This window comes from Phytohalomonas tamaricis, assembly GCF_003012345.1.
GTDB classification, from domain to species: domain Bacteria; phylum Pseudomonadota; class Gammaproteobacteria; order Pseudomonadales; family Halomonadaceae; genus Phytohalomonas; species Phytohalomonas tamaricis.
Map to the genome: position 1 here is coordinate 157,692 of NZ_PVRV01000021.1, position 20,677 is coordinate 178,368.

Annotated in this window: 19 protein-coding genes; 10 read left to right on the top strand and 9 right to left on the bottom strand. The window is 57.1% G+C overall.

Annotated elements, in window-relative coordinates; all coding sequences use genetic code 11:
• Positions 1-795: 795 nt before the first annotated feature.
• Entirely contained in the window at positions 796-1,353 is a 558-nt protein-coding gene (locus C3Z11_RS10500) for a type I-F CRISPR-associated endoribonuclease Cas6/Csy4 (protein WP_106477909.1), read from the bottom strand.
• Positions 1,354-1,461: 108 nt separating this feature from the next.
• On the opposite strand from C3Z11_RS10500, the gene C3Z11_RS10505 reads away from it, so the two are divergent.
• From C3Z11_RS10505 to C3Z11_RS16845, 4 genes are all read left to right on the top strand, one after another.
• Entirely contained in the window at positions 1,462-1,680 is a 219-nt protein-coding gene (locus C3Z11_RS10505) for a hypothetical protein (protein WP_106477910.1), read from the top strand.
• Between the two features lie 1,288 nt (positions 1,681-2,968).
• Entirely contained in the window at positions 2,969-3,355 is a 387-nt protein-coding gene (locus tag C3Z11_RS17360) for a beta-sandwich lipoprotein (RefSeq protein ID WP_449577916.1), read from the top strand.
• Between the two features lie 275 nt (positions 3,356-3,630).
• Entirely contained in the window at positions 3,631-4,032 is a 402-nt protein-coding gene (locus C3Z11_RS10520) for a hypothetical protein (protein ID WP_158701000.1), read from the top strand.
• 779 nt (positions 4,033-4,811) lie between these two features.
• On the top strand, positions 4,812-4,961 hold the full coding sequence (locus tag C3Z11_RS16845) for a hypothetical protein (protein WP_158701001.1): 150 nt from the start codon (positions 4,812-4,814) through the stop codon (positions 4,959-4,961).
• 49 nt (positions 4,962-5,010) lie between these two features.
• Here the strand turns inward: C3Z11_RS16845 and C3Z11_RS10530 are convergent, their stop codons facing one another.
• Positions 5,011-5,940, bottom strand: coding sequence for a hydroxymethylglutaryl-CoA lyase (locus C3Z11_RS10530; RefSeq protein WP_106477914.1), 930 nt, complete (start codon positions 5,938-5,940; stop codon positions 5,011-5,013).
• Position 5,941: 1 nt separating this feature from the next.
• Positions 5,942-7,216, bottom strand: a complete 1,275-nt coding sequence (locus C3Z11_RS10535) for a CaiB/BaiF CoA transferase family protein (protein ID WP_106477915.1) — start codon at positions 7,214-7,216, stop codon at positions 5,942-5,944.
• A 140-nt stretch (positions 7,217-7,356) separates the two neighbouring features.
• Between C3Z11_RS10535 and C3Z11_RS10540 the strand changes: the two genes are divergently transcribed.
• The 5 genes from C3Z11_RS10540 (at position 7,357) to C3Z11_RS17085 (ending at position 12,843) form a co-directional block, all read left to right on the top strand.
• On the top strand, positions 7,357-8,268 hold the full coding sequence (locus C3Z11_RS10540) for a LysR family transcriptional regulator (protein WP_106477916.1): 912 nt from the start codon (positions 7,357-7,359) through the stop codon (positions 8,266-8,268).
• A 214-nt stretch (positions 8,269-8,482) separates the two neighbouring features.
• Positions 8,483-8,749 (top strand): hypothetical protein, encoded by a 267-nt coding sequence (locus C3Z11_RS10545; RefSeq protein ID WP_106477917.1) that lies wholly within the window; start codon positions 8,483-8,485, stop codon positions 8,747-8,749.
• A gap of 3 nt (positions 8,750-8,752) precedes the next feature.
• Complete coding sequence (locus C3Z11_RS10550; protein WP_106477918.1) at positions 8,753-10,252, top strand: sodium:solute symporter family protein; 1,500 nt, start codon at positions 8,753-8,755, stop codon at positions 10,250-10,252.
• Positions 10,236-12,221 carry an aconitate hydratase gene (locus C3Z11_RS10555; RefSeq protein WP_262927352.1) on the top strand — a complete coding sequence of 662 codons (1,986 nt, stop codon included), beginning with the start codon at positions 10,236-10,238 and terminating at the stop codon, positions 12,219-12,221. The genes C3Z11_RS10550 and C3Z11_RS10555 overlap by 17 nt, the downstream gene beginning before the upstream one ends.
• Positions 12,222-12,699: 478 nt before the next feature.
• Positions 12,700-12,843 (top strand): hypothetical protein, encoded by a 144-nt coding sequence (locus C3Z11_RS17085; RefSeq protein WP_262927353.1) that lies wholly within the window; start codon positions 12,700-12,702, stop codon positions 12,841-12,843.
• Between the two features lie 1,123 nt (positions 12,844-13,966).
• On the opposite strand, the gene C3Z11_RS10565 is transcribed toward C3Z11_RS17085, so the two are convergent.
• Genes C3Z11_RS10565 through C3Z11_RS10585 form a run of 5 tightly spaced genes read right to left on the bottom strand, consistent with a single transcriptional unit; the run spans position 13,967 to position 18,300 of the window.
• Entirely contained in the window at positions 13,967-14,944 is a 978-nt protein-coding gene (locus C3Z11_RS10565) for a 5-oxoprolinase subunit C family protein (RefSeq protein ID WP_106477920.1), read from the bottom strand.
• Positions 14,934-15,833, bottom strand: a complete 900-nt coding sequence (locus C3Z11_RS10570; protein WP_262927354.1) for a 5-oxoprolinase subunit B family protein — start codon at positions 15,831-15,833, stop codon at positions 14,934-14,936. Before C3Z11_RS10570 ends, C3Z11_RS10565 begins: the two co-directional genes overlap by 11 nt.
• Positions 15,830-17,194, bottom strand: coding sequence for an acetyl-CoA carboxylase biotin carboxylase subunit (locus C3Z11_RS10575; protein ID WP_106477921.1), 1,365 nt, complete (start codon positions 17,192-17,194; stop codon positions 15,830-15,832). Before C3Z11_RS10575 ends, C3Z11_RS10570 begins: the two co-directional genes overlap by 4 nt.
• An 11-nt stretch (positions 17,195-17,205) precedes the next feature.
• A complete protein-coding gene (locus C3Z11_RS10580) occupies positions 17,206-17,454 on the bottom strand; it encodes an acetyl-CoA carboxylase (RefSeq protein ID WP_106477922.1) in 249 nt (82 codons plus the stop codon).
• 48 nt (positions 17,455-17,502) lie between these two features.
• On the bottom strand, positions 17,503-18,300 hold the full coding sequence (locus C3Z11_RS10585) for a 5-oxoprolinase subunit PxpA (RefSeq protein WP_106477923.1): 798 nt from the start codon (positions 18,298-18,300) through the stop codon (positions 17,503-17,505).
• A 159-nt stretch (positions 18,301-18,459) separates the two neighbouring features.
• Here C3Z11_RS10585 and C3Z11_RS10590 point away from each other — a divergent pair, with 159 nt between their 5' ends.
• On the top strand, positions 18,460-19,377 hold the full coding sequence (locus C3Z11_RS10590; RefSeq protein WP_158701002.1) for a LysR family transcriptional regulator: 918 nt from the start codon (positions 18,460-18,462) through the stop codon (positions 19,375-19,377).
• Between the two features lie 70 nt (positions 19,378-19,447).
• Here the strand turns inward: C3Z11_RS10590 and C3Z11_RS10595 are convergent, their stop codons facing one another.
• Positions 19,448-20,677 (bottom strand): ABC transporter substrate-binding protein, encoded by a 1,230-nt coding sequence (locus C3Z11_RS10595; RefSeq protein WP_106477925.1) that lies wholly within the window; start codon positions 20,675-20,677, stop codon positions 19,448-19,450.

Here is a 20,677-nt window from a genome sequence, read left to right on the forward strand (position 1 = left end):
CGCTCAAAATTACATTTGTAATTTCCAAATAGCCGGTATCCTGTGGCCTGCGGCGCTTTAGTCCCCGAAATAAAAAGGCTCTGATTTTTGGCCCAGACCTTATCGTAACTTGGACGTTCCCAAGGCAAGTGCCGTTAGGACGTAGTGACCAGCTATCTGGTGAGGCTGAAAGACCGGTAGAAGATCGAAATTCTCTGGATGAATATGTGGAATCCATATCGGGCGGCGGTGAACAGGGGCGCAACTGGGTGGTGCTGACTCACCCTTTTCTAAGCCGCCTGCTCGGCGGAGAACGAACAACTTACTGAACAGCAGATGGTTCAAAATTTCTAAGCCGCCTACATGGCGGTGAACTGTCGTTCTCCACGCTTCAAGCTTACGTTATTTTTCTAAGCTGCCTAGACGGCGTTGAACCACTTCTCCGCCTTACGCGTTGGATGACGCTGTTTCTAAGCCGCCTACACGGCGGTGAACCAAACATAACAGGCAAAGGTAAACGCCTGCACTTTCTAAGCCGCCTATACGGCGGTGAACGGTTCAGGCTCTACGGGTGGCACGATCGGTGATTTCTAAGCCGCCTACACGGCGGTGAACGAGAAATGGAATTCTGAATTCATGCCGCTACTTTTCTAAGCCGCCTACACGGCGGTGAACTAGGGAAGCCCTGAGGGCTTCCCTAAAAATATTAATTGGTTACGTTGTAAAAGAACAAAAGACCCTTTTTTCAAGCGTGAGGCCAAGTGATTGATTTTACAGGCTTGGCCAATATCTCCGAAAAAAGGGTCATCAGAAATCCTACTTGAGATCTGGTAACGGCACCGGATTGGTTGTGGTAGATAAGTCCAAGGAATCAGGGTGAGACTCATGAGTAGATGGATTTTCAGCAGTATAAGGCTGCACCGACCAATAAAGCCTGAACCGTCCCCCGTTACTTTCGCTTTTCATCTGGAAGAAGGGGAGTACTCGGGCGTTGGCTTCCTGGACTCGCTTGAGTCGTACTGAACGCCCCGGGATGCGCTCGGCACGCCGCGAGGGGATGCGGAAGCGTTCGTAAACGCTCCATGAGCCGGCATAGTCCTCCGGTACTGAGCGTGGATATTGGATCATACCCTGCTCAACCAGCGTTGTTGCCTCTCTGATGCTCTCGATGAGTGTATCTAGCTCGTCCCGGCTTGAGGCAAACACCCGCAGCACCGAATGGGCTAACCGGTCATGGCTGGGCATGGCCAGCGCGTAGCGCCCGGGAGCCTTGCGAAAGACACCGTGCATGACGCGTACAATAGCCGAAGCCGCCGTAGGCCGAGGCAGTGGAGCGGGGCGTACGTCGATATCGCAATACCATCTGGGCTGCATGGTTTACTCCTTGGAGCTTGTATAGACCCCGCCACGCAGCAGCGCGGCAATCATGAACATACCGTCGGCACTGTTCGGGTCGAGCTCATCCAGCTGCAGGACTGGCGAGTGCTACCCGATGAGAGCGGTGCGGCGGTCTGGGAGCAACGGATCATGGCCGGTTTCACATTCACCTATCAGGACAAACCGGCACCGGAAACGGACATGCCAGCAACCAACTGGCTGTCATGGGATATCGAGGCGTTGTGGGGAGAATGCGAAAAGGCCGAGATCTGTCCGGAAGAGGGGATGAAGATCAAAATTCGAGGCGCCACGGGAATACGTTGAATGCTGGCGCCTTCCTGTGTCTTTCGTCTTTCAAATTCCCTGGAAGGCTCATGGGCTGTTGACGGCTCGAGTGCTGTCGACCAAGCAGACCTCATTCATTCGGTTCAGGCAGTGGTCTGTTTGATGAAGCGAAATATGCGGACGTTTTCACGTGCTCGTTCTGGGTGTGAATTCATGGCCTGCGCTGAAGTGTGGTGGCAACGCACTATGCGAGTTGCCGTGATACTCGACAGGCGGATATGCGCCTTGCTTGCCTCTGCGCTGACCAGAATGATGCACTGCAGATTGGGCATGTACGCGATCAGCGAATCCAGATGACGCAAGGCTCGCTGAATTTCGTCAGTGGAGCTGCGGCGTATGCGCGAACAATCGGCGTTTCCGAGATACCAGGGCACCATGTTTCAGATGGCTATCTTGTCGCGAGTGATACCGGCTTCCTGAAGCTGATCTCGCATGTTACGTGCTGAAGGATCGGGGTTGTCAAAGGATACCATGCCGGACTCGATGGCCTTGGGTCCTGGAGCCTCCATTAGGAAAAGGTATGCTGCTGACTCGTTGCCAGTTGAAGGATCAAAGCCGGGTACTATCTCACGCTCTGACAGCTGTTTCGTATATCTTGAAGCAGGCAGGCAAAAGCGACAGTTCGATTTTCGTTCGACATGTAGAAAGAGCCTGTTACCTTCTTGAGCTGCTTATGCAGCAGCCAACGGCGTTAAACACGAACCAACTAAGCTGCTGTGGCAATCAATCAGCTTGCCAATTCCTGCAAATCCTTTTTTCTGCTTTACCTCTTCGATATGCCATTAGTTCACGTAGAAAGCACAATAGGGTAAAGATAAGGCTTCCAATAACGGTACCCTCGAAGCTTTGCTCGGGGCCTATCCCATAATGGGAAAACGTTGTCATAAAGAAGAAAAAACCTGTGAAATAGCCTAACGTCCCCCAAATGGTTGGACATTTAGAGGGGGGGCGCCTCCAGCGTTCAGGAGATTTATTCATAACCAGAAAATCCTTTGCTACTGAAAGATTAGGCATAGACGATCTGTCATCCAATTTATCGTGTCCATGGCGTGCTTTAGGCCGTTATAACAATCAGCTGGCTGATCCCGGCTTTGTTGTGAGCGAGAGGTGATCACATGGCAGCAAGGGCAGGTTGTTAAAGAACAGGCTTGGTCTGAAAGGCTGGCCAATAGGATTAAAACACGCTGATCAGGTTAGAATGTTGAATTAACTTTGCGATGTAACCGATGAGGGGTAGGGACGAGGGAATGAAAAAACAGCGAAGATTATCACCACAATTGTTGCCGCAGCCGTTATTGTTGGATGCTCATCAGATGCAGAAGTAGCGTCTCGTAACCTTTCGAAAGCTGCCAACCAGTTCGAGGTTGAGCGTCGCATTGTGTTCTATAACGGCATCACTGATAGCTACATGCTGACCATTGAAGGTCGCTGCTCTATCACTGCCGATACAGCTGACTCAAAACTCGACGTTACCTGCAAGACGGGTGAGAACGAATACAAGAAGCACTTCCTGAGACTTAGCGATAACGTGACCTACTTCGCAGAGCAACTGGATGGATCGGACATGAGTGTTTATCACTATCGCGTCATCTTTAAGCCGCAGTCTATTGTGCCAAGCATCGACCTCGAAACCAGCCTGGATGATAAACCATAATCAATGAGGAAGACTGCCAAGGGGATGGTTTAGAAGCCTCGGCAGTCTCATCGTAATAGTACATGTTGCCGCCAGCAGTCGCAGAGCAGCTAAGTTGGCATTAGAAACCAGATGAGTTTATTTACCCACTGATAAAGAAATTCATCAAACCATGACGTGTGCCCCATCGGATTGAATTCTCGTGGGTCGAGGGCAAGTATGGTTCCTATGCAGCTCGCGTCACTCTGGACGCTGCGTCGCACTGGCGCCAGTACCCCCCATTGGGTATCGAGTTGATGATCCAGCGTGGCCTGTCGCTACGAAAGGACACCAGTATTACTCTCGAGACAATCGATGCGCTCGAGGTGGACATGGCCCAGGCGGATGTTGCAGACCGGCTTGCCTGGCTCCTGCACTGGCTGCGTGGCGTGCTCTGCTACCGTGCCGAAGATTGTACGTCTGCTGCCATTCACTACCAGCAAGCTTTCGACGCCGCAAAATACACGGCAGGAAGTTACCAGTACAAACTGGTGAACCAGTACACGAAGTCATGGCAAAGACCCGGCGATGGCTGCCATTCAAGAAAGGCGTTCTGTGGGCCTGTTATCTGGGGCTGTCGGTTCGCTGGCTTCGCAAGGACGAGCCCACTAAGAAAAATCTGGAATGGGTCTATGGGATTATGGGTTTGGAAAATATGAGCTACCCGATCCTGTAAGGAGAACGCCCCGGCACACGACCGGGGCAGGTGGGAAAGCCCTTTCAACCGTAGCTAAAGCAGATCAAAACATGCCAATATGCTGGAAGGTACAACCCCGCCGAAGACGGTGGTCCGTGCACAGTACAGCGTTTGGTTGTTTGATCGTTACTTCACCCATCTCATTTCTTCCAGCGCCTGGACCAGTTCAGGTCGCATTACGAACCCATAATAGCCATCGGGGTTGGTGACCACCTCGTTACCGGTCGATAAAGTCCAGAACCACATCGGCTCACCATTGCTTCGCTTGGGCGGCTCGTACCCCAGCTTTTTAGCCACTTTGCGGCCAGCGTTCCGTAATGCAGGTTGGCGGCATTGTAATTCTCATACCTGACTGCCCGTGCCAGTTCGGTTGCCGTAATGGTATGTGCTGGCGCTGCATACTGAGCCCGTAACAGGGCCAGGAACTGAGTGTTGAGGAATCTCTTCTCGTCACGAAGCCTAAGAAGCGCTTTCTGGTAGGCATCCTTAGTTGAAACCATTCTCTTTCCCTTATTTTTGAGACTCTCGTGAAGCCACCCTCGCAGGCCAAATCGCTGAAAATGGCAAACGCAATCCCGACGACTCTGCTGCGCTATAGCCGCGTACCGCTATCCAAGTCACATGCAACACCGGAGGGAGGGAGAGCCGTATGACGAATCAAGACTGCGTACCACAAGGTCGGGATACACAGTAAGACGGCGAGCTAGCCTGAAACGATGGGTACTGGACGGAGAGACTGGATTGCTGTGCCACGGTGCGTTTGAAACGGTGCTGGATGACTTCATGCCGCCCGAGGCCGGGCTGCACGCCATTATGGTCAAGAATCACTTTCGCCCGCGCCGCTTCGGGGCTTTGATCGATTATCTGCGTGCCGGTCTGGCGGCTCAATGATGTCGGCGCCCGGTGGCATCACTGATTCACAAGATCGGCATGCGCCCGGTCAGCCCCGGGCGACATGCGCTGGCAGCGGATAGCGCCGACTCGAGCGTCCAGCCTTGACTACCTGTCCCGGTACCTCGTGTCCCACCAAAGCCGGTAATGTTTCAGCCACTGCCAGCAGGGCATCGAGATCCACCCCGGTGTCGAGGCCCATCGTCTCGAACATGTGCACCAGATCCTCGCTGCAGACATTGCCGCTAGCGCCAGGGGCAAAGGGGCATCCGCCCAGCCCGCCCAGCGCGGCATCAAAGCGGATAATGCCAGCCTGCCAAGCCGCGAGCGCATTGGCCAGTCCCATGCCGCGGGTGTCATGGACATGCAGGGTGAGCAGAAGCTCGGGATGGCGCTTAATGACGTCCTTGCACAGCGCGCTGACTTGTTGTGGATTGGCCATGCCGGTGGTATCGCAGAGCGTGATACCATCGACCCCGAGCGCGGCTAGCGCCCTGACTATCTCTAGAATCCTTGAGGCCGGTACGTCCCCTTCAAAGGGGCAGCCAAAGGTGGTTGAAATGGAGGCGTTGATACTCACATTACTGCCGCGTGCCAGCGCAATCATGTGTTCAAAGCGCGCCAGTGACTGCCAAGGCGTCATGCGCAGGTTAGCAAGGCCGTGGCTGTCGCTTGCCGAGAGCACTAGGTTGAGCTCATCCACCCCCGCTGCCAACGCCCGCTCGGCCCCGCGCTCGTTGGGCACCAGCGCCACGTAGTCCACGTCCTCGTGGCGGGTGATACCGGCCATCACGTCACCGGCATCGGCCAGATTGGGAATCGCTTTGGGTGAGGTAAATGAGGTCGCCTCGATTTTGGCCACACCGGTGCGGGAGAGGGCATCAATCAGCGCGATCTTGTCAGGTGTCGGCACAAAACGCGCCTCGATCTGCAGGCCATCACGCGGGGCCACCTCGTTAATAAAGATGCGTTGTGCCATGTCAGTGTGTCTCCCCGGCATCTTTTGTTCTGTCGTCAGGGGTAGACTGTTCAAACAGTACCCCACGCTCAAAGAGCGCCTGCTGTGTATCGGCATCGATGCCCAGCTCATCGAGCACCGCTCGGGTATGCTGGCCCAGTCGCGGGCCACCGCCCTCGATGCGCCCCGGAGTGCGACTTAATTTTGGCATGACCCCGGGGACCTTCAGACGGCGACCGGTCTCGGTGGTGATGGTTTCGACCATGCGTCGGGCCTGGTAGTGCGGGTCCTCGACGATATCGCGTGCCGTATAGGGAAAGCCCACCGGCACGCCGGCGGCGTCCAGTACGCTCAGCACGTGTTCGCGGCTGTGGCGTGATGTCCAGTTGGCAATCGCGGCATCAATGCGCTCGGCGTGACGTGAGCGACCATCGTTGTGGGCAAGCTCGGGTTCATCAGCCAGTTCCGGGCGACCGATCGCCTGCATCAGGCGTCTATAGATGCTGTCGCCATTGCCAGCAATCAGGACATGCTCATCGCCCCGGCAGGGATAGGCATTCGAGGGGGTGATACCGGGCAGAGCGCTGCCGCTGGGCTCGCGAATCACATCAGCGCCGTCATATTCGGGCACTAGGCTCTCCATCATGGCAAATACCGACTCATAAAGCGCCACGTCGATGTATTGCCCACGGCCGCTGCGGTGACGCTCCTGCAGCGCGAGCAGCGCGCCGATTACCCCGTAAAGTGCTGACAGTGAATCCCCAAGGCTTACACCCACGCGCACCGAGCGCTCGCCGGGATGGCCCGATAGATAGCGCAGTCCGCCCATTGCTTCACCGATCACGCCAAAGCCCGGCCGGTCGCGGTAGGGGCCGGTCTGGCCGTAGCCTGAGATGCGCACCATGATCAGCTCTGGATTGCGCGCACTCAGCGCCTCCCAGCCCAGCCCCCACTTCTCAAGCGTACCGGGGCGAAAGTTCTCCACCACGATATCAGCCTCGTCCACGAGGCGGCGCACGATCTCCTGACCCTCCTCGCTTCTCAGATCCAGCGACAGCGAACGCTTGTTGCGGGTCTGGACATGCCACCACAGTGACGTGCCTTGTTCGAGAATGCGCCAGCGACGCAGCGGGTCGCCGGTGTTGGGCGGTTCGATCTTGATCACATCGGCACCGAACTCGCCGAGCAGTTTGGTGGCAAACGGTCCGGCAATCAGCTGACCCATTTCCAGTACCTTCAAACCGGCCAGAGCCGGTGTCTGTTCATCTATGGCAGATGGGTTGTCATGGGTTGTCATGGCTGTCCGCTCCCGGGTAAGGGTACAAAAGCGAGCATGGCCGAGCCCCGGGCAGCATCACAATTGGAATTTGACCAAGGCAGCATTCGCGACTGACGAAGACACTGCTAGGCTGGACGACCTGCTGAGTGGAGGGCGCCATGAAGCGTCTTGATTTTGTCACCCTAAAGCTTTTTGTTGCGATTGCCGACGAGCACAGCCTGACCCGCGCCGCCGAGCGCGAGCATCTGGCGTTGGCCGCCGTCAGCAAGCGCATCAGTGACCTGGAAATGCAGCTGGGCATATCGCTTTTGTACCGCCGCCCGCGGGGTATCGAGCTGAGTGCTGCAGGGCACGCCTTTTTACACCACGCTCGTTTGATGCTTGAAAATCTCTCTCAGCTGGATGCCGACATGAGCGAGTATCGCATCGGTATCAAGGGGCATGTTCGCCTGCATGCCAATACCTCCTCCGTGATCGAGTTTCTCCCGGACGATCTGGGCGGATTCATGGATCGCTTCCCGCAGATCCGCATCGACATGAAGGAGCGACTGAGCCATGAAATCGTGACAGCCGTGCGCGATGGTCTGGCCGATATCGGTTTGTATACCGGCCACGTGCCGGCGGAGGGCCTGGATGCGCGCCTGTGGCGACGTGACCGGCTGGTGCTGGTTGTGCCCGGCCATCACCGGCTGGCTGACAATACGCAGGTGGCGCTGGAAGAGGCGCTGGATAACGATTTCATCGGCCTTGAACAGGATGCCTCGCTGCATGGGCTTTTGCAGCGCGGTGCGCACCAGTTTGAGCAGCCGCTGCGCATGCGTATCCAGGTACGCAGCTTTGAGGGAATCTGTCGCATGATTGATCGTGGCATGGGGGTCGGCGTACTGCCGTATCGTGCCGTCAGTGCCGAGCGTCATGGGCTATCGTTGGCCACCATTCCATTGACCGATGAGTGGGCTCTTCGCGAGCTGCATCTGGTCATGCGTGATTACAACGCTCTGCCGGTGATTGCCCGGCAGCTGGTGGATCATCTGCTGCGCTGTGGTGAGGAAGACAGCGCCACGCCGTAAGCGCTGCCGGGCCACAGCCGACCATAAGCGAAGGCTTCAGGGAGCTCTGCGACCAAGGTCCAAGCGCTGCTACCTTGGTCTTGATGCTTCGTCAATGACGAAGTGCTGCTTGTTCATTGATCAATATTCAGCGCTCTACTCGGCTGGCTAGAGTCTAGGGGTTATCCCCTATTGCCGCCCCGGTGGCGGCGGTTCATGGCCAGGAGAGAGACTCATGACACCCAGGATATCTGAGCCGATTCGCAAAAAGCCTGTCTGGATCGGTTTTATCGTGCTCTTCGCGCTGATCAACCCCTGGTATTTTCCAGCCGGCATATCTTCCTATCTGATCATGGGCGTACCGCTGTGGGCGCTGATAACCCTGCTGGCCTCACTGGCGCTGTCGGTATTCATCACCTGGGTGGTGCTGACCCAGTGGCATACCGACAGCGACGAGATTTATGGCGATCACAACAAGCGCAATGGCAGCCGGGAGGAGTAAGGCATGGAGATCGAACTTGCATTCAGCGGCTGGTCGGGTGTGTTTGTACTGGCGCTTTACGGCTTTTTGATGCTGGCCGTCGGGGTATATGCCTTTTTGCGCAATCGCGGCATGCGTGAAAGCCTTGATGAGTACTATCTCGGCGGGCGTGGCCTGGGCGTGATGGTGCTCTTTTTTACCTTCTTTGCCACCCAGTACAGCGGCAATACGGTGATCGGCTACCCGCCCACCACTTACCGGATGGGCTATCAGTATCTGGTGTCGGTGCCATTTTTCATCATGATCATCATGGTGTATCTGTTCTTTGCGCCACGCCTGTATGCGCTGGGGCGCCGCTTCAGTCTGCTGACGCCGGTGGACTGGATCGAGATGCGCTTTCGCTCCAAAAGGATCAGCATTCTGGCCGCGATCCTGATGCTCTATGGGCTTGGCAACTACATGCTTGAACAGTTCGTGGCCATCGGTCAGGGCGTTTCCGGTCTGACGGGCGGTACCATTCCCTACCAGGTCGGCGTGGTCTTTTTCATCATCATCATGGTGGCCTACAGCTGGCTGGGCGGCATGCGCTCGGTGGCCTGGACGGACACCATTCAGGGGCTGGCGCTGCTGTTTGGGGTGTTCACGCTCTTGATTGGCTCGCTGTACTACTTCGGTGGCTTCTCGGCTGCGGCCGAGCAGATGCAGCTCTCGTCGCCTGAAAAGCTCAACCCGCCGGATGGCCAGGGGCTGACCCGCTGGTTCAGTCTGCTGTTGCTGGTCGGCATCGGGGCGGCGATCTATCCCCATGCGGTACAGCGCATCTTCTCGGCCAAAAGCGAGCACGCGCTCAAGCGCTCGTTCATTCGCATGGCCTACATGCCGTTTCTCACCGCCGGTGTGGTGTTCATGGTGGGGATTATCGGCATCTCGGCTTTTCCGGGGCTCTCCACGGCCGAGTCCGAGCAGCTGGTCGGGATGATGGCCAACGCACTCGCCAATCAGAACACGTTCTTCTACTGGGCCATGGTGCTGCTTTTTGGCGGCGTGATCGCCGCGATCGTCTCCACCGCTGACTCGGTGCTGCTTACCTTCTCCTCCATTGTCTCCAACGACCTTTACGGGCGCTATATTCGTCCCGATGCCAGCGAGCATCAGAAGGTGCTGGCCGGCAAGCTCGTGGGACTGGTGGCCGTGGCAGTGCTGATTGTGATCGCCTGGTATCCGCCCGCCACGCTCTATCAGATTTTTGTGCTCAAGTTCGAGCTGCTGATTCAGACCGCGCCGGCCCTGGTGCTGGGCCTCTACTGGACGCGGCTCAATAGCCAGTCGGTGTTTGCCGGCATGCTGGCAGGTGCCGTGTTCGCCGGAGTGCTGACCTTTATGGGCTATCGCCCGCTGGGCATCTACAGCGGCCTGTGGGGCCTGCTGCTCAACGTGGGGATCTGTGTCGGCGGCACGCTGCTCTCGAGTGCCGATGCCAGCGCTCAGCGCCATGCGCGCAGCGTGATTGCCCTGTCGAACTAGCCATCTGGGCGAGGAGAAAAACATGGCACAGACACTGACCCACAAGCTGATCGCTGCGCATCTGGTCTCCGGACAAATGATACCGGGAGAGGAGGTGGCGCTGCGCATCGATCAGGCGCTTTTGCAGGACGTGCTCGGCACGCTGGTGATGCTGGAGCTAGAGGCGATGGGGGTGGAGCGGGTGGTGACCTCGCCCAGCGTGCAGTATGTCGATCACGCGCTGGTGCAGCAGGATGGTCTTAACGCCGAGGCGCACCTCTTTCTGGAGCGGGCCTGCCAGCGGCTGGGAGTGATTTACAGCGGTCCGGGCAACGGCATCAGCCACCCGGTGCACATGGAGTATTTCGGCCGTCCCGGCGAGAGTCTGGCCGGCTGCGACAGCCATACCCCGGCCGCCGGGGCGCTCGGTATGCTCGCCCTCGGCGCCGGCGGTATCGAGATCGCCCAGGCCATGGCCGGCGAGCCACTCTATATCACCATGCCTCGCGTCATGGGCATATATCTCGAGGGCGCGCTGCCCGACTGGGTCAGCGCCCGCGATGTGGTGCTGGAGCTGCTGCGCCGCCACGGCGTGGCCGGGGCGACCAACTGCATTCTCGAGTATCACGGCCCGGGGCTGGCGGCCCTCTCGGTCATGGATCGTCACGTGATCGCCAACATGGGAACCGAAATGGGTGCCACCAGCAGCGTGTTTCCCGCCGATGAGGCCGTGCGTACCTTCTTGAAGGCCCGCGGTCGCGAAGCCGACTTCCGCGCCCTGAGCAGCGATGCCGGCTGCCGGTACGACCTGACGGATCACATCGATCTGGCCGCGCTTGAACCCATGATTGCCCGCCCCTCGAGCCCGGACAATGTGGTGACGGTACGCGAAGCCGCCGGCGAGCCGCTCTATCAGGCCTACATTGGCTCCTCGGGTTCGCCCGGTTTTCGTGACTTTGCCATCGCCGCCGACATCGTGCGCGGGCAGATGGTTCATCCGGGCGTATCGCTGGATATCAACCCATCAAGCCGTCAGGTGCTGGCAACGCTGGCGCGCGAGGGGTATCTGGAAGCGCTGGTCAGTGCCGGCGCTCGCCTGCATCAGGCCGGCTGTAACGGCTGCATCGGCATGGGGCAGGCGCCGGCGGCAGGGCGCAACAGCCTGCGCACCGTGCCGCGAAACTTCCCGGGCCGCTCCGGCACTTTGGAGGACAGCGTCTTTTTGTGCAGCGCCGAAACCGCCGCGGCCTCAGCGCTTGCAGGCGTGATCACCGATCCGCGCATGCTGGGCCGTCCGGCGCCGCGAATTGATGAGCCCAGCGAGATGGTGGTCGACCCCCGCATGTTTGTCGCGCCACCCGAGCCTGACACACAGCGCCCGGTAATGCTGGCCACCACCCACACGCCGGCACTGCCCATGCTGGCGCCGCTGTCAGCGCGCATCGAGGCGCCGGTGCTGCTGGTGGTGGGCGATAATATTTCCACCGATGACATCATGCCTGCCGGCAGTCGCGTGCTGCCGCTGTGGAGCGATGTGTCGGCTTCTGCTGCCTTCACCTTTGAGGCAGTGGATAAAGGCTATGCCCAGCGTGCGCAAAAGAGCCAACTGGGACACATCATTGTGGCCGGTAAAAACTACGGTCAGGGCTCGAGCCGTGAGAACGCCGCGCTGGTGCCGCGCTATCTGGGTCTGGAGGCAGTGATCGCCAAAAGTTTTGCCCGAATTCACTGGCAGAATCTGGTTAGCTTCGGCGTGCTGCCGCTGACGCTGTGTGATAAAAATGATCATCAGCGCCTGGTCGAAAGCGCCAGCGTTACGATAGAGGCTCCCGGCGAGCAGCTTGAGCAGGGGGAGAACATCAAGGCGCGACTGGCTGATGGCACCGCCGTGATGCTTCAACATCAGCTGAGTGCACGCCAGCGCGCCATTTTAAAGGCGGGTGGGGTCATCAACTGGCTTAAGATGAAAAGGGAAGAGGGGGCGCACTAATATAGAGAAAGAGCGGGTGTTTCAAGTGAAACACCCGAATATTCAGGCCAGAGTTTTTTCTAGCACCGCGAAGCGCAGGTCATCATGGCGCGGCTCACCAAAGCGCGCATTATCATTGTTACTATCCAGATTTTCCCGGCGCTGTTTGATGCCCTCGACAAGTGTCCACAGTTGGCTAATGGCTGCTATGCGGTGATTGCTGATGAGGCTCACTCCTCGCAGGCTGGTTCGTCGGCTAGTAAGCTCAAAGCTTTGCTGGGCGCTAGCCAAGGTGAAACGAGAATAGCGAGGATAACGGCGACTTTGACGAAATCAGCGCTGAAGAACTACTCGATGCTGCCGTATCGGCCCGCCAGCCCAGCGCCAGCATCAGCTACTACGCCCTCACTGCCATGCCTAAAGCCAAGACGTCGGAGCTGTTCGGGCGTCCACCTGACCCTGAGCAGCCGATAAGCAGCGACAATAGCCTGAGCCGTCGATGCGCCAGGCCATCGAGGAGGATTTTATCCTTGACGTGCTCAAGAACTACACCACTTATAGCACTGCATGGAAGCTTGCCCATCCTGACGGAGAAGATCAGGAGGTCGAGTCGAAGAAGGCTTCGCGCACGCTAGCACGCTGAGTGCGGCTGCATCTGTACAATATCTCGCAGCGTGTCGAGGTAATCGTTGAGCACTACCGCGAGTACTTTCTGTTTCGTTTTAATGCAAGATATCATCGCGACTGGCATATAGTCTCCATCCTAAAATGGTTTTGTCGTCCTCATGCTTGCTGTGGGATGGGTACTTTTCTTCTTCATGCTTCATCAATACCCGTCAGATCTATTTCCAGACGATGAAATCAATCCTTTTCAACGGTATGCATTTTCGGGTAGCTCTATTTTTGGGATTTATAATATGGGAATAGACTGGAGTAGCTGTACAGGCCTATATATGTTGATAAAGGGGTTGCTGAAACACAGCAAAATGCTTTGATGATGTGCGCCCGAAGAACATCCGTTATGGCTTGGGTGATAAAAACGTATTGCCATTCCCGATTCAATGGCGGGTAACGAAGGCAGCGCTATTCGGATTCTCAAGGCAACCAGGAGAAGATGCATTACAAACCTAGCAGAGGTGAGCTGCCACCTCGTCATTGGCTCTGGGGCTGCCAGAGCAGGTACATCCACTATGCCGCCAGATGCGATCCCCGTATTAGTCAACATCCTGACAGATCCACACAACTCCATGAGACAACGCGGTATCGTGATCATCGAACAACTGGACTTCAACTTCTGTATTGTTTCCAAACAGGCGCAATTTTCAACCTGCGTTGTCTTGGTTTGTCGTTACCACCCATAGTGTTCCGAGGTTCTAAACTTTCGATGAACGTATCCATATATGCGTAAACACCATCGAATATACTCATGAAAAAACTATTGATGGCGTTCTGCTGGGATCAAGTACGCCGATAACTGTGGCGCCCATGTAGGCGATAGCAGAACTACACAAACTTGGCATCCCTGCCTTCATTACAAGAAAGCGGCGCGGGAACATGCGTTAAACCATGGGTTGAATAGCTTCGAATATTGGGAAATCTTAGATACTGCGGACAGAAAGGAGATACGAAAAGTTCAGCGGCAGTTGCACAAATAAATGTCAGGCATCATGCACTCAGCCTGTGTGCAGAATAAGCCCGGCAGAACCGGGCGACAATGGTGCGAAAAGGAGCATGGCCTGCCCAGAATATATAGCCAAGATAGTTTACTATCCGATCAAGAGGCACTTTAAGCGTTCAAGCCGCTTCTGTTCTTCTCGACGCGCCTGCAGCGCTTCTTCCATCGAGACACGTGTAAAGTGCACTTGGTGATGGGGCTGCATCTGACCCACGCGGTTCATATCGGCGCTAATGACGGTTGCAATGGTGGCATAGCCGCCACCGGAGACAGCATCACGGTGAAGAATGATAGGCTCAGAGCCGCTAGGCACCTGAATTGAACCAACCGGATAACAAGCATCGACTATATTGGATGGATCGCTACCGGCGCCAAAGGGAGGTTCCCGTTCCTTGAAGGTCAGAGCCGATCCACCTTTAAGCCGGTAACCTATACGATCGGCTTCGGATGCTACCGACCACGTCTCGCTGTAGAACTGCTCGATAGATTCGGGCATGACCCGGTGCTCGTAGAGCCCCGTTACTACGCGCAACTCATGTGATTTTCCGAAAAAACGACAGTCGTTGTGCGGCAGCGTTCTGCCCTCTGGTACGTTGCGCTGTGGCTGGGCCAGCGGCAGTCGATCTTCGGCCTTAAGCGGTCGACCCTCTACGCCTCCCAACCGGCCGAGCGTGTAAGTGCTGCGACTGCCGAGTTGGTGAGGAACATCAATACCCCCGGCAACGGCCAAATAAAGGCGGGCCCCGTCACGAACGAAGCCAAAGCTCAGTTCACTGCCTTCGGGGACGCAAAAGGCTGTATTGATGGCACGAGGTTGTCCATCGACGAGAGGCGCCATATCGGCGCCACAGGCCGCGACCAGGCAGCCAGTAGCGAAGCGCAGCGTTGGACCCATCAGGGAGCATTCGAGCACAGCAGCATCTTCATCGTTACCGACTAGCCAGTTGGCCGTTTTGACCGAGGCGAGATCCATGCCACCTGAAGGCGGGATGCCAAGATGATAATTACCCTGACGGCCCAAATCCTGTACGGTCGTGGCTAGCCCAGGCTTGAGAATTTCAATGTGCATCGAGGGCCTCCATGATCCGCTGTTGGATTGTGGCGTTATAGGCGTCATGATCGGCCATGAAGGCCTCCAGCTCGAAGGTAAACGGCGTGGTCACGATGGAAAATTCTCCGGCCTGCGCCTGGGCATCGAGTTGGTCGTAAGTATCACGGTCTATGGAGCGAAACATCACGATATCGCCGGGCCGGAAGAAGACCATCGAATCATCAATATGGGAAAACTTCCGCTCAGGATCATAGATGGGCGCCGGCGTAATGCCGAACATCTGATAGCCACCTGCGCCACGGACCGAATAGACGGCCGTGAAGCAGCCACCGTAGCCAACGGTCTGCTTGGGCGTGTCGGTACGCGGGCGTAGGTATTTCGGAACCTGAATCTGCCGCTCGCGTGCGATCATCTGATACATGAACGGTAGCCCGGCCACGAAGCCGATCATCGAGACGAACCAGGGCGCGCCGGCATGGGCCCGGATGAATGCATCGATGCTATCGAAGCCGTTGATACGGGCCGCATATTCGAGATCGGTCGTATCGGGAGTCTGATGACGCTCGCGAAAACGCATCAGTACCTCATGCGTCCAGGGATCGTTGTAAAGAACCGGAATATCGATGATTCTCGTCTCGAGCGTAGGCGCCTCCTCGGCCGCCACCTCCCGGTGCAGACGTTCGAGTATTCCGGTTAGCGTCTCGAGGGGCAACTGATCCGGGTCGAAGCATACCTGAAAGGAAGCATTGGCCGGACAGATCTCCACGACGCCGGGCAGCGCCATTTCCCGCAGCCGCGAGGTGATGGACAGCCCCATGAAAAAGGCGTCCAGAGACATTTCCTCATCGAGCTCGACAAACAGGAATTCATCCCCTGCGGGGCTGTAGCGCGGGGTCAGCGTTTTCATGCGGAGACCTCCTGCTGATAGTGTTCTAGCCATTGTTCGAGAAACTGATTATGGACATTACCGTCCCGGACATGGGGGTCGGCGAGTAGCCGTACATGCAAGCTGGCGGTAGTGGTGACGCCTTCCAGGATCAGCTCATCCAATGCCCGTCTCGCACGGGCAAGCGCGGCTGGACGGTCTTGATCCCATATCACCAGCTTGGCCAGCATGGCATCGTAGAACGGTGGGATCCGGTAGCCCGGATAAAGACCGCTCTCGATTCGAATACCAGGACCACTCGGCCAGCGTAGCGTCTCGATTGTGCCGAGACTAGGACGAAAGTCTTGATCCGGATCCTCCGCATTGAGGCGAAGCTCTATCGCCGCACCAGAGCGGTGAATATGCGACTGTTGCAGCGATAGTGGCTTGCCGTCCGCTATCAGCAGCATTTCACGGATCAGATCGATGCCAGTGATCTGCTCTGTGACCGGATGCTCTACCTGAATGCGGGTGTTCATCTCGATGAAAAAGAATTCCCGGCGATGCTCATCGAACAGATATTCAAGCGTGCCGGCGCCGCTGTAGCCGATATGGCGGGCCAGCGTCACCGCCGATTCGCATAGTTCGGCGCGGGTGGCTTCATCGAGGGCGGGCGAGGGGCTCTCCTCGATCAGTTTCTGGCGTCTGCGCTGCAATGAACATTCCCGTTCGAAGAGATGCACGACATGCTCGCCATCCCCCAAGATCTGTACTTCGATGTGGCGGGCCTGAGGGATGAAGCGCTCCAGATAAACGCCGCCGTGGCCGAAGGCCGCGCGTGCTTCCGTCTGGGCGGTCGGCATCTGCTTCATCAGCGCCTCACGGTTACCGGCAATGCGAATGCCGCGTCCGCCGCCGCCAGCGGAGGCCTTGATCATGATCGGATAGCCAATCTCTTCGGCTAGGCGGCAGGCTTGCTCAACGCTGGGGACTTCGCCTTCGGAACCGGGTACGACCGGAACGCCCGCTGCCTTAGCCGTGCGTCGAGCGGCGGCCTTGTCGCCCATGCGCCGAATGATGTCTCCGGACGGACCGACGAAGATAATCCCTGCTCGGTGCACGGCATCTGCAAAATCTGCATTTTCCGACAGGAAGCCATAGCCCGGGTGGATGGCATCGACTTGATACTGACGTGCCGCGTCGATCAGGGCCTCGGCATTAAGGTAACTCTTGCTGGCCTGAGGCGGACCAATCTCTATGGCGTCATCAGCAAGCTGAACGGCTAACGTCTCCGCATCTGCACTAGAGTGAGCGACGATACTGCGAATGCCGAGCTCACGAGCCGCCCGCACGATTCTGAGGGCTATTTCACCCCGGTTAGCGATTAAAAGCGTCTTGATCATGGCAGGCGGTCTCACTCATCGGAGGCAACGATCAATAAGGTCTGGCCTGCTTCGACAACGGCTTCATCCTCGACGACAAAGCGCACGACTGTCCCGCTGACCTCTGCCGGTATTTCACTGAACTGCTTCATGACCTCAAGCAGACCGATAGTGTCCCCCGCCGTGATAGCCTGGCCTTCTTCAAGAAAGGGCGCGTCATCAGGGGAGGGGCTACGGTAGAACACGCCTGGGAAAGGGGCCTTGAGCGCTGTTTCAGTCATGGATCAATATCCTTGTTGTTATCACTTAATGATCAGATCAGGTCGAAATCACTGATCCGGCGATGGCTCGGCCGCAGCGGGCGGAGCGACAGCAATACCCGCACGGTGAAGAGATTCGACGATGGCGGCTATAAGTTGGTCGGCGCCTGGCGTGTCGCTATGTATGCAGATGGAATCGAAGTCAACGGCGCTCCACTCATCATCGATGGCTCTGACGCGTCCTTCCCGACAGGCGATCATTACACGCTCCGCGACTGTTTGGGGATCGAGCGCCTGGGTGCGGCGGACGAAGACCAGCTGCCCCTCGGCGTTGTAGTCCCGATCGGCGAAGAACTCCCGCACTACCGGCTGCCCCGCCTCGGTCGCCGCCTGGTACAGCGCCGTCGATTGCATGCAGTAGACGGGCAGGGTAGGTGCAGACTGCTGCAGTGCCTTGATTAAGGCGGCGCTGAAATCCCTATCACGGGCGGCATGCATATAAAGCGCACCGTGCAACTTGATGTGGTGCAGCATTTGCCCTTCGGCCGCTGCCATTTCGCGCAGTGCACCAAGCTGATAGAGCACATCGTTGGTGAGTTCTTCGGGAGACGCCGCAATGTGCCGCCGTCCAAAGCCGACGAGATCGCGGAAGCCGGGGTGGGCGCCGATCTGTACGCCGGCTGCTGCGGCGGCGCGGATGGTCTGGCGCATGGTCTGGGGATCTCCGGCATGAAAGCCGGTTGCGATGTTGGCCGAACTGATATGGGGCATGATGCGCTGATCGATGCCGCCGCCTATGACCCAGGGGCCAAAGCCTTCCCCCATGTCGGCATTCAGATCGATTTGCTGTGTTGTCGTAGTTGGCATGGCGCTGTCCGTTCTGAAAAATCGACGAATCCAGTTAACGCCAGAAGCCTGTCATTGGGAAATACGAATTTCTGCTGCCCATTCCCAAAAAAACCGATACCTCGTAAGCTCTCTTACTCAGCGGAATTCTTTCACAAGATTAAGAAGAAGAGGCCCGTCATGGATATTTCTCTGAAAAAGTTGCGCTATTTCATCGCAGTGGCGGAAACCGGCAAGGTGTCTCAGGCGGCAGTCGACCTCAACATTTCGCAATCGTCGGTGACCACCGGCATTCGTGAGCTCGAAGCCAATCTTGGTATGCCGCTCTTCTTGCGCCGGGCACAAGGAATGACGCTCACTTACGAGGGCCGGCGCTTTCTTCAGCGGGCGCGTCATGCCTTAACCGCAGTAGAAGATGCCTTTAACATCCCCCGGCGACCTGAGCGATTGGTCGGCCATGTCCGTGTCGCAACATCCTATACGGTCGTTGGTTATTTCCTGCCGGCCCATCTGGCGCGCTTCCAACGACGCTATCCAGATATACAGTTAGAGCTAGTTGAAGCCTCTAGGAACGATATTGAAGCCGGTTTGGAAGAGGGGCGTTACGAGATGGCGGTGATGCTGACCTCTAATCTGGAGGATGTTGAGCATTTACACCATCGAACGCTGATTCATTCGCCCCGCCGGTTGTGGGTGGCAAGTGGTCATCCCCTCTTGTCACGCGAGTCGGTGGCTTTTGCCGATCTGGTGGCTGAGCCCTATATCATGCTGACGGTAGATGAATGCAAGCTGAGCTCCTTGCGCTATTGGAGTGCGGCCGGACAAAGCCCTTCCATCCTGTTTGAGACATCCTCGGTGGAATCGGTACGAAGCATGGTAGCCAATGGCTTGGGAATCACCGTGCTGTCGGATATGGTCTACCGCCCCTGGTCGTTGGAAGGGCGCAAGGTGGAGACCATCACGCTGTCCAATCCGGTGGCTAGCATGGACGTAGGGCTAGCGTGGACAGCGCTCACCATGGGTAACCCGGCGGCAAGGATACTCCATGATTTTCTGCTCATGTCCGTAGCTGGAGAAGCACCTAGGCAGGCTGTCTAATCCCAGCGCCAACGTTGCACGCCGCCGACTGATAGCGGCGGGTTACTGGTTATGGCGCTACTGTCACTGTTCAAGCAGATTGCTGATGAGACGAACCTTCATTAAGAAGCTGAGTCCAGTGCCGTACCAGGTAGTTGTGTTCGTCCATGACCGAGTTCCAGACGGCGATGTGTGCCATGCGCGAGCGGTAACAGCCACCATCACGTCGCTCTCCCGTTTGAATGAGAGGATAGCCATCGGCGCCCAGCAGTACCGTTCGGGCGGGTTTTCCCTCGTACCAATACTGCCATTCATCATCGCTTAAGTAGCGACGTGCACGCTGCGGCAGTGAGATGTAATAGCCTTGGCGCGCCATGATGGCGCCGGGCCATCCCGATAGCCACCAGTTCAGATACTCATAGGCCGCATCAAGCGCCTTACCCTGCAGACAGCGCGACAGGCATAGGCCACCAAACCAGGCACGATACCCCTCCTTGGGCCTGGCGAGGCAATAAGCACTATCGGGCTTATGCAGGCGCATCAGTGCCGGTGACCACAGGCTTTGCACGCTGATGCTTTCATTCTCCATTAGACGCATCGCTTCTGCCTCGTTGGCCCAGAAGTCAGCAAAATGGCCGCGTCTATGTTTGGCCGCGAGTATACCCGTGAGCCGATCGATCTCGTCGAGGGTCAGATTGCCGATATCACCGAAGCGTTCCCCCTGGGCCGCGGCAGCAAGTGCGGCATCGATCGCGCCGATTGTGGCATCACGCTGTAGGGCTACCTTGCCGGCAAAGCGATCGTCGAGCAGCCATCCCCAGCTTTCTTCTTCGGCGCTCACTCCGGGCGGTAAACCATCCGCACGATAGACAAAGCTGTCGACGTTATGGGTCAGCGGCAACATCGTGATCGCTTCTGTAGGCCGAGCACCGAGTCTGCCGTCATGCTGCACATACAGGCGATGAGTCGGTACGCTACTGCTCTTCATCTCGCCATTCTCGGCGAGGCTGCCGGACTTGGCGAGCATATTGATCTCGTCCCAATCCCGAATGCGACAGATATCGATCGGCTGGATGGCGCGCGCTGGCCATACAAAATCGATATTGTGGAACCATTGATCGTAGAGGTCATAGCTGTGCGGTTCCATGACGGCGATTCGCTGCGCTTCCTGTGCGTTGCAGACGCGATAAACCAACCTGATTCCCAAATCCTGTTCGGCACGTTCGCGCAGTATTTCAAGTAATGTGACCGAGGTGCCTAGCACACGCAGCGTAATATGTGATGCTGAAGGACGTGATGAAAGCGAGACGAGGTTTGCCAT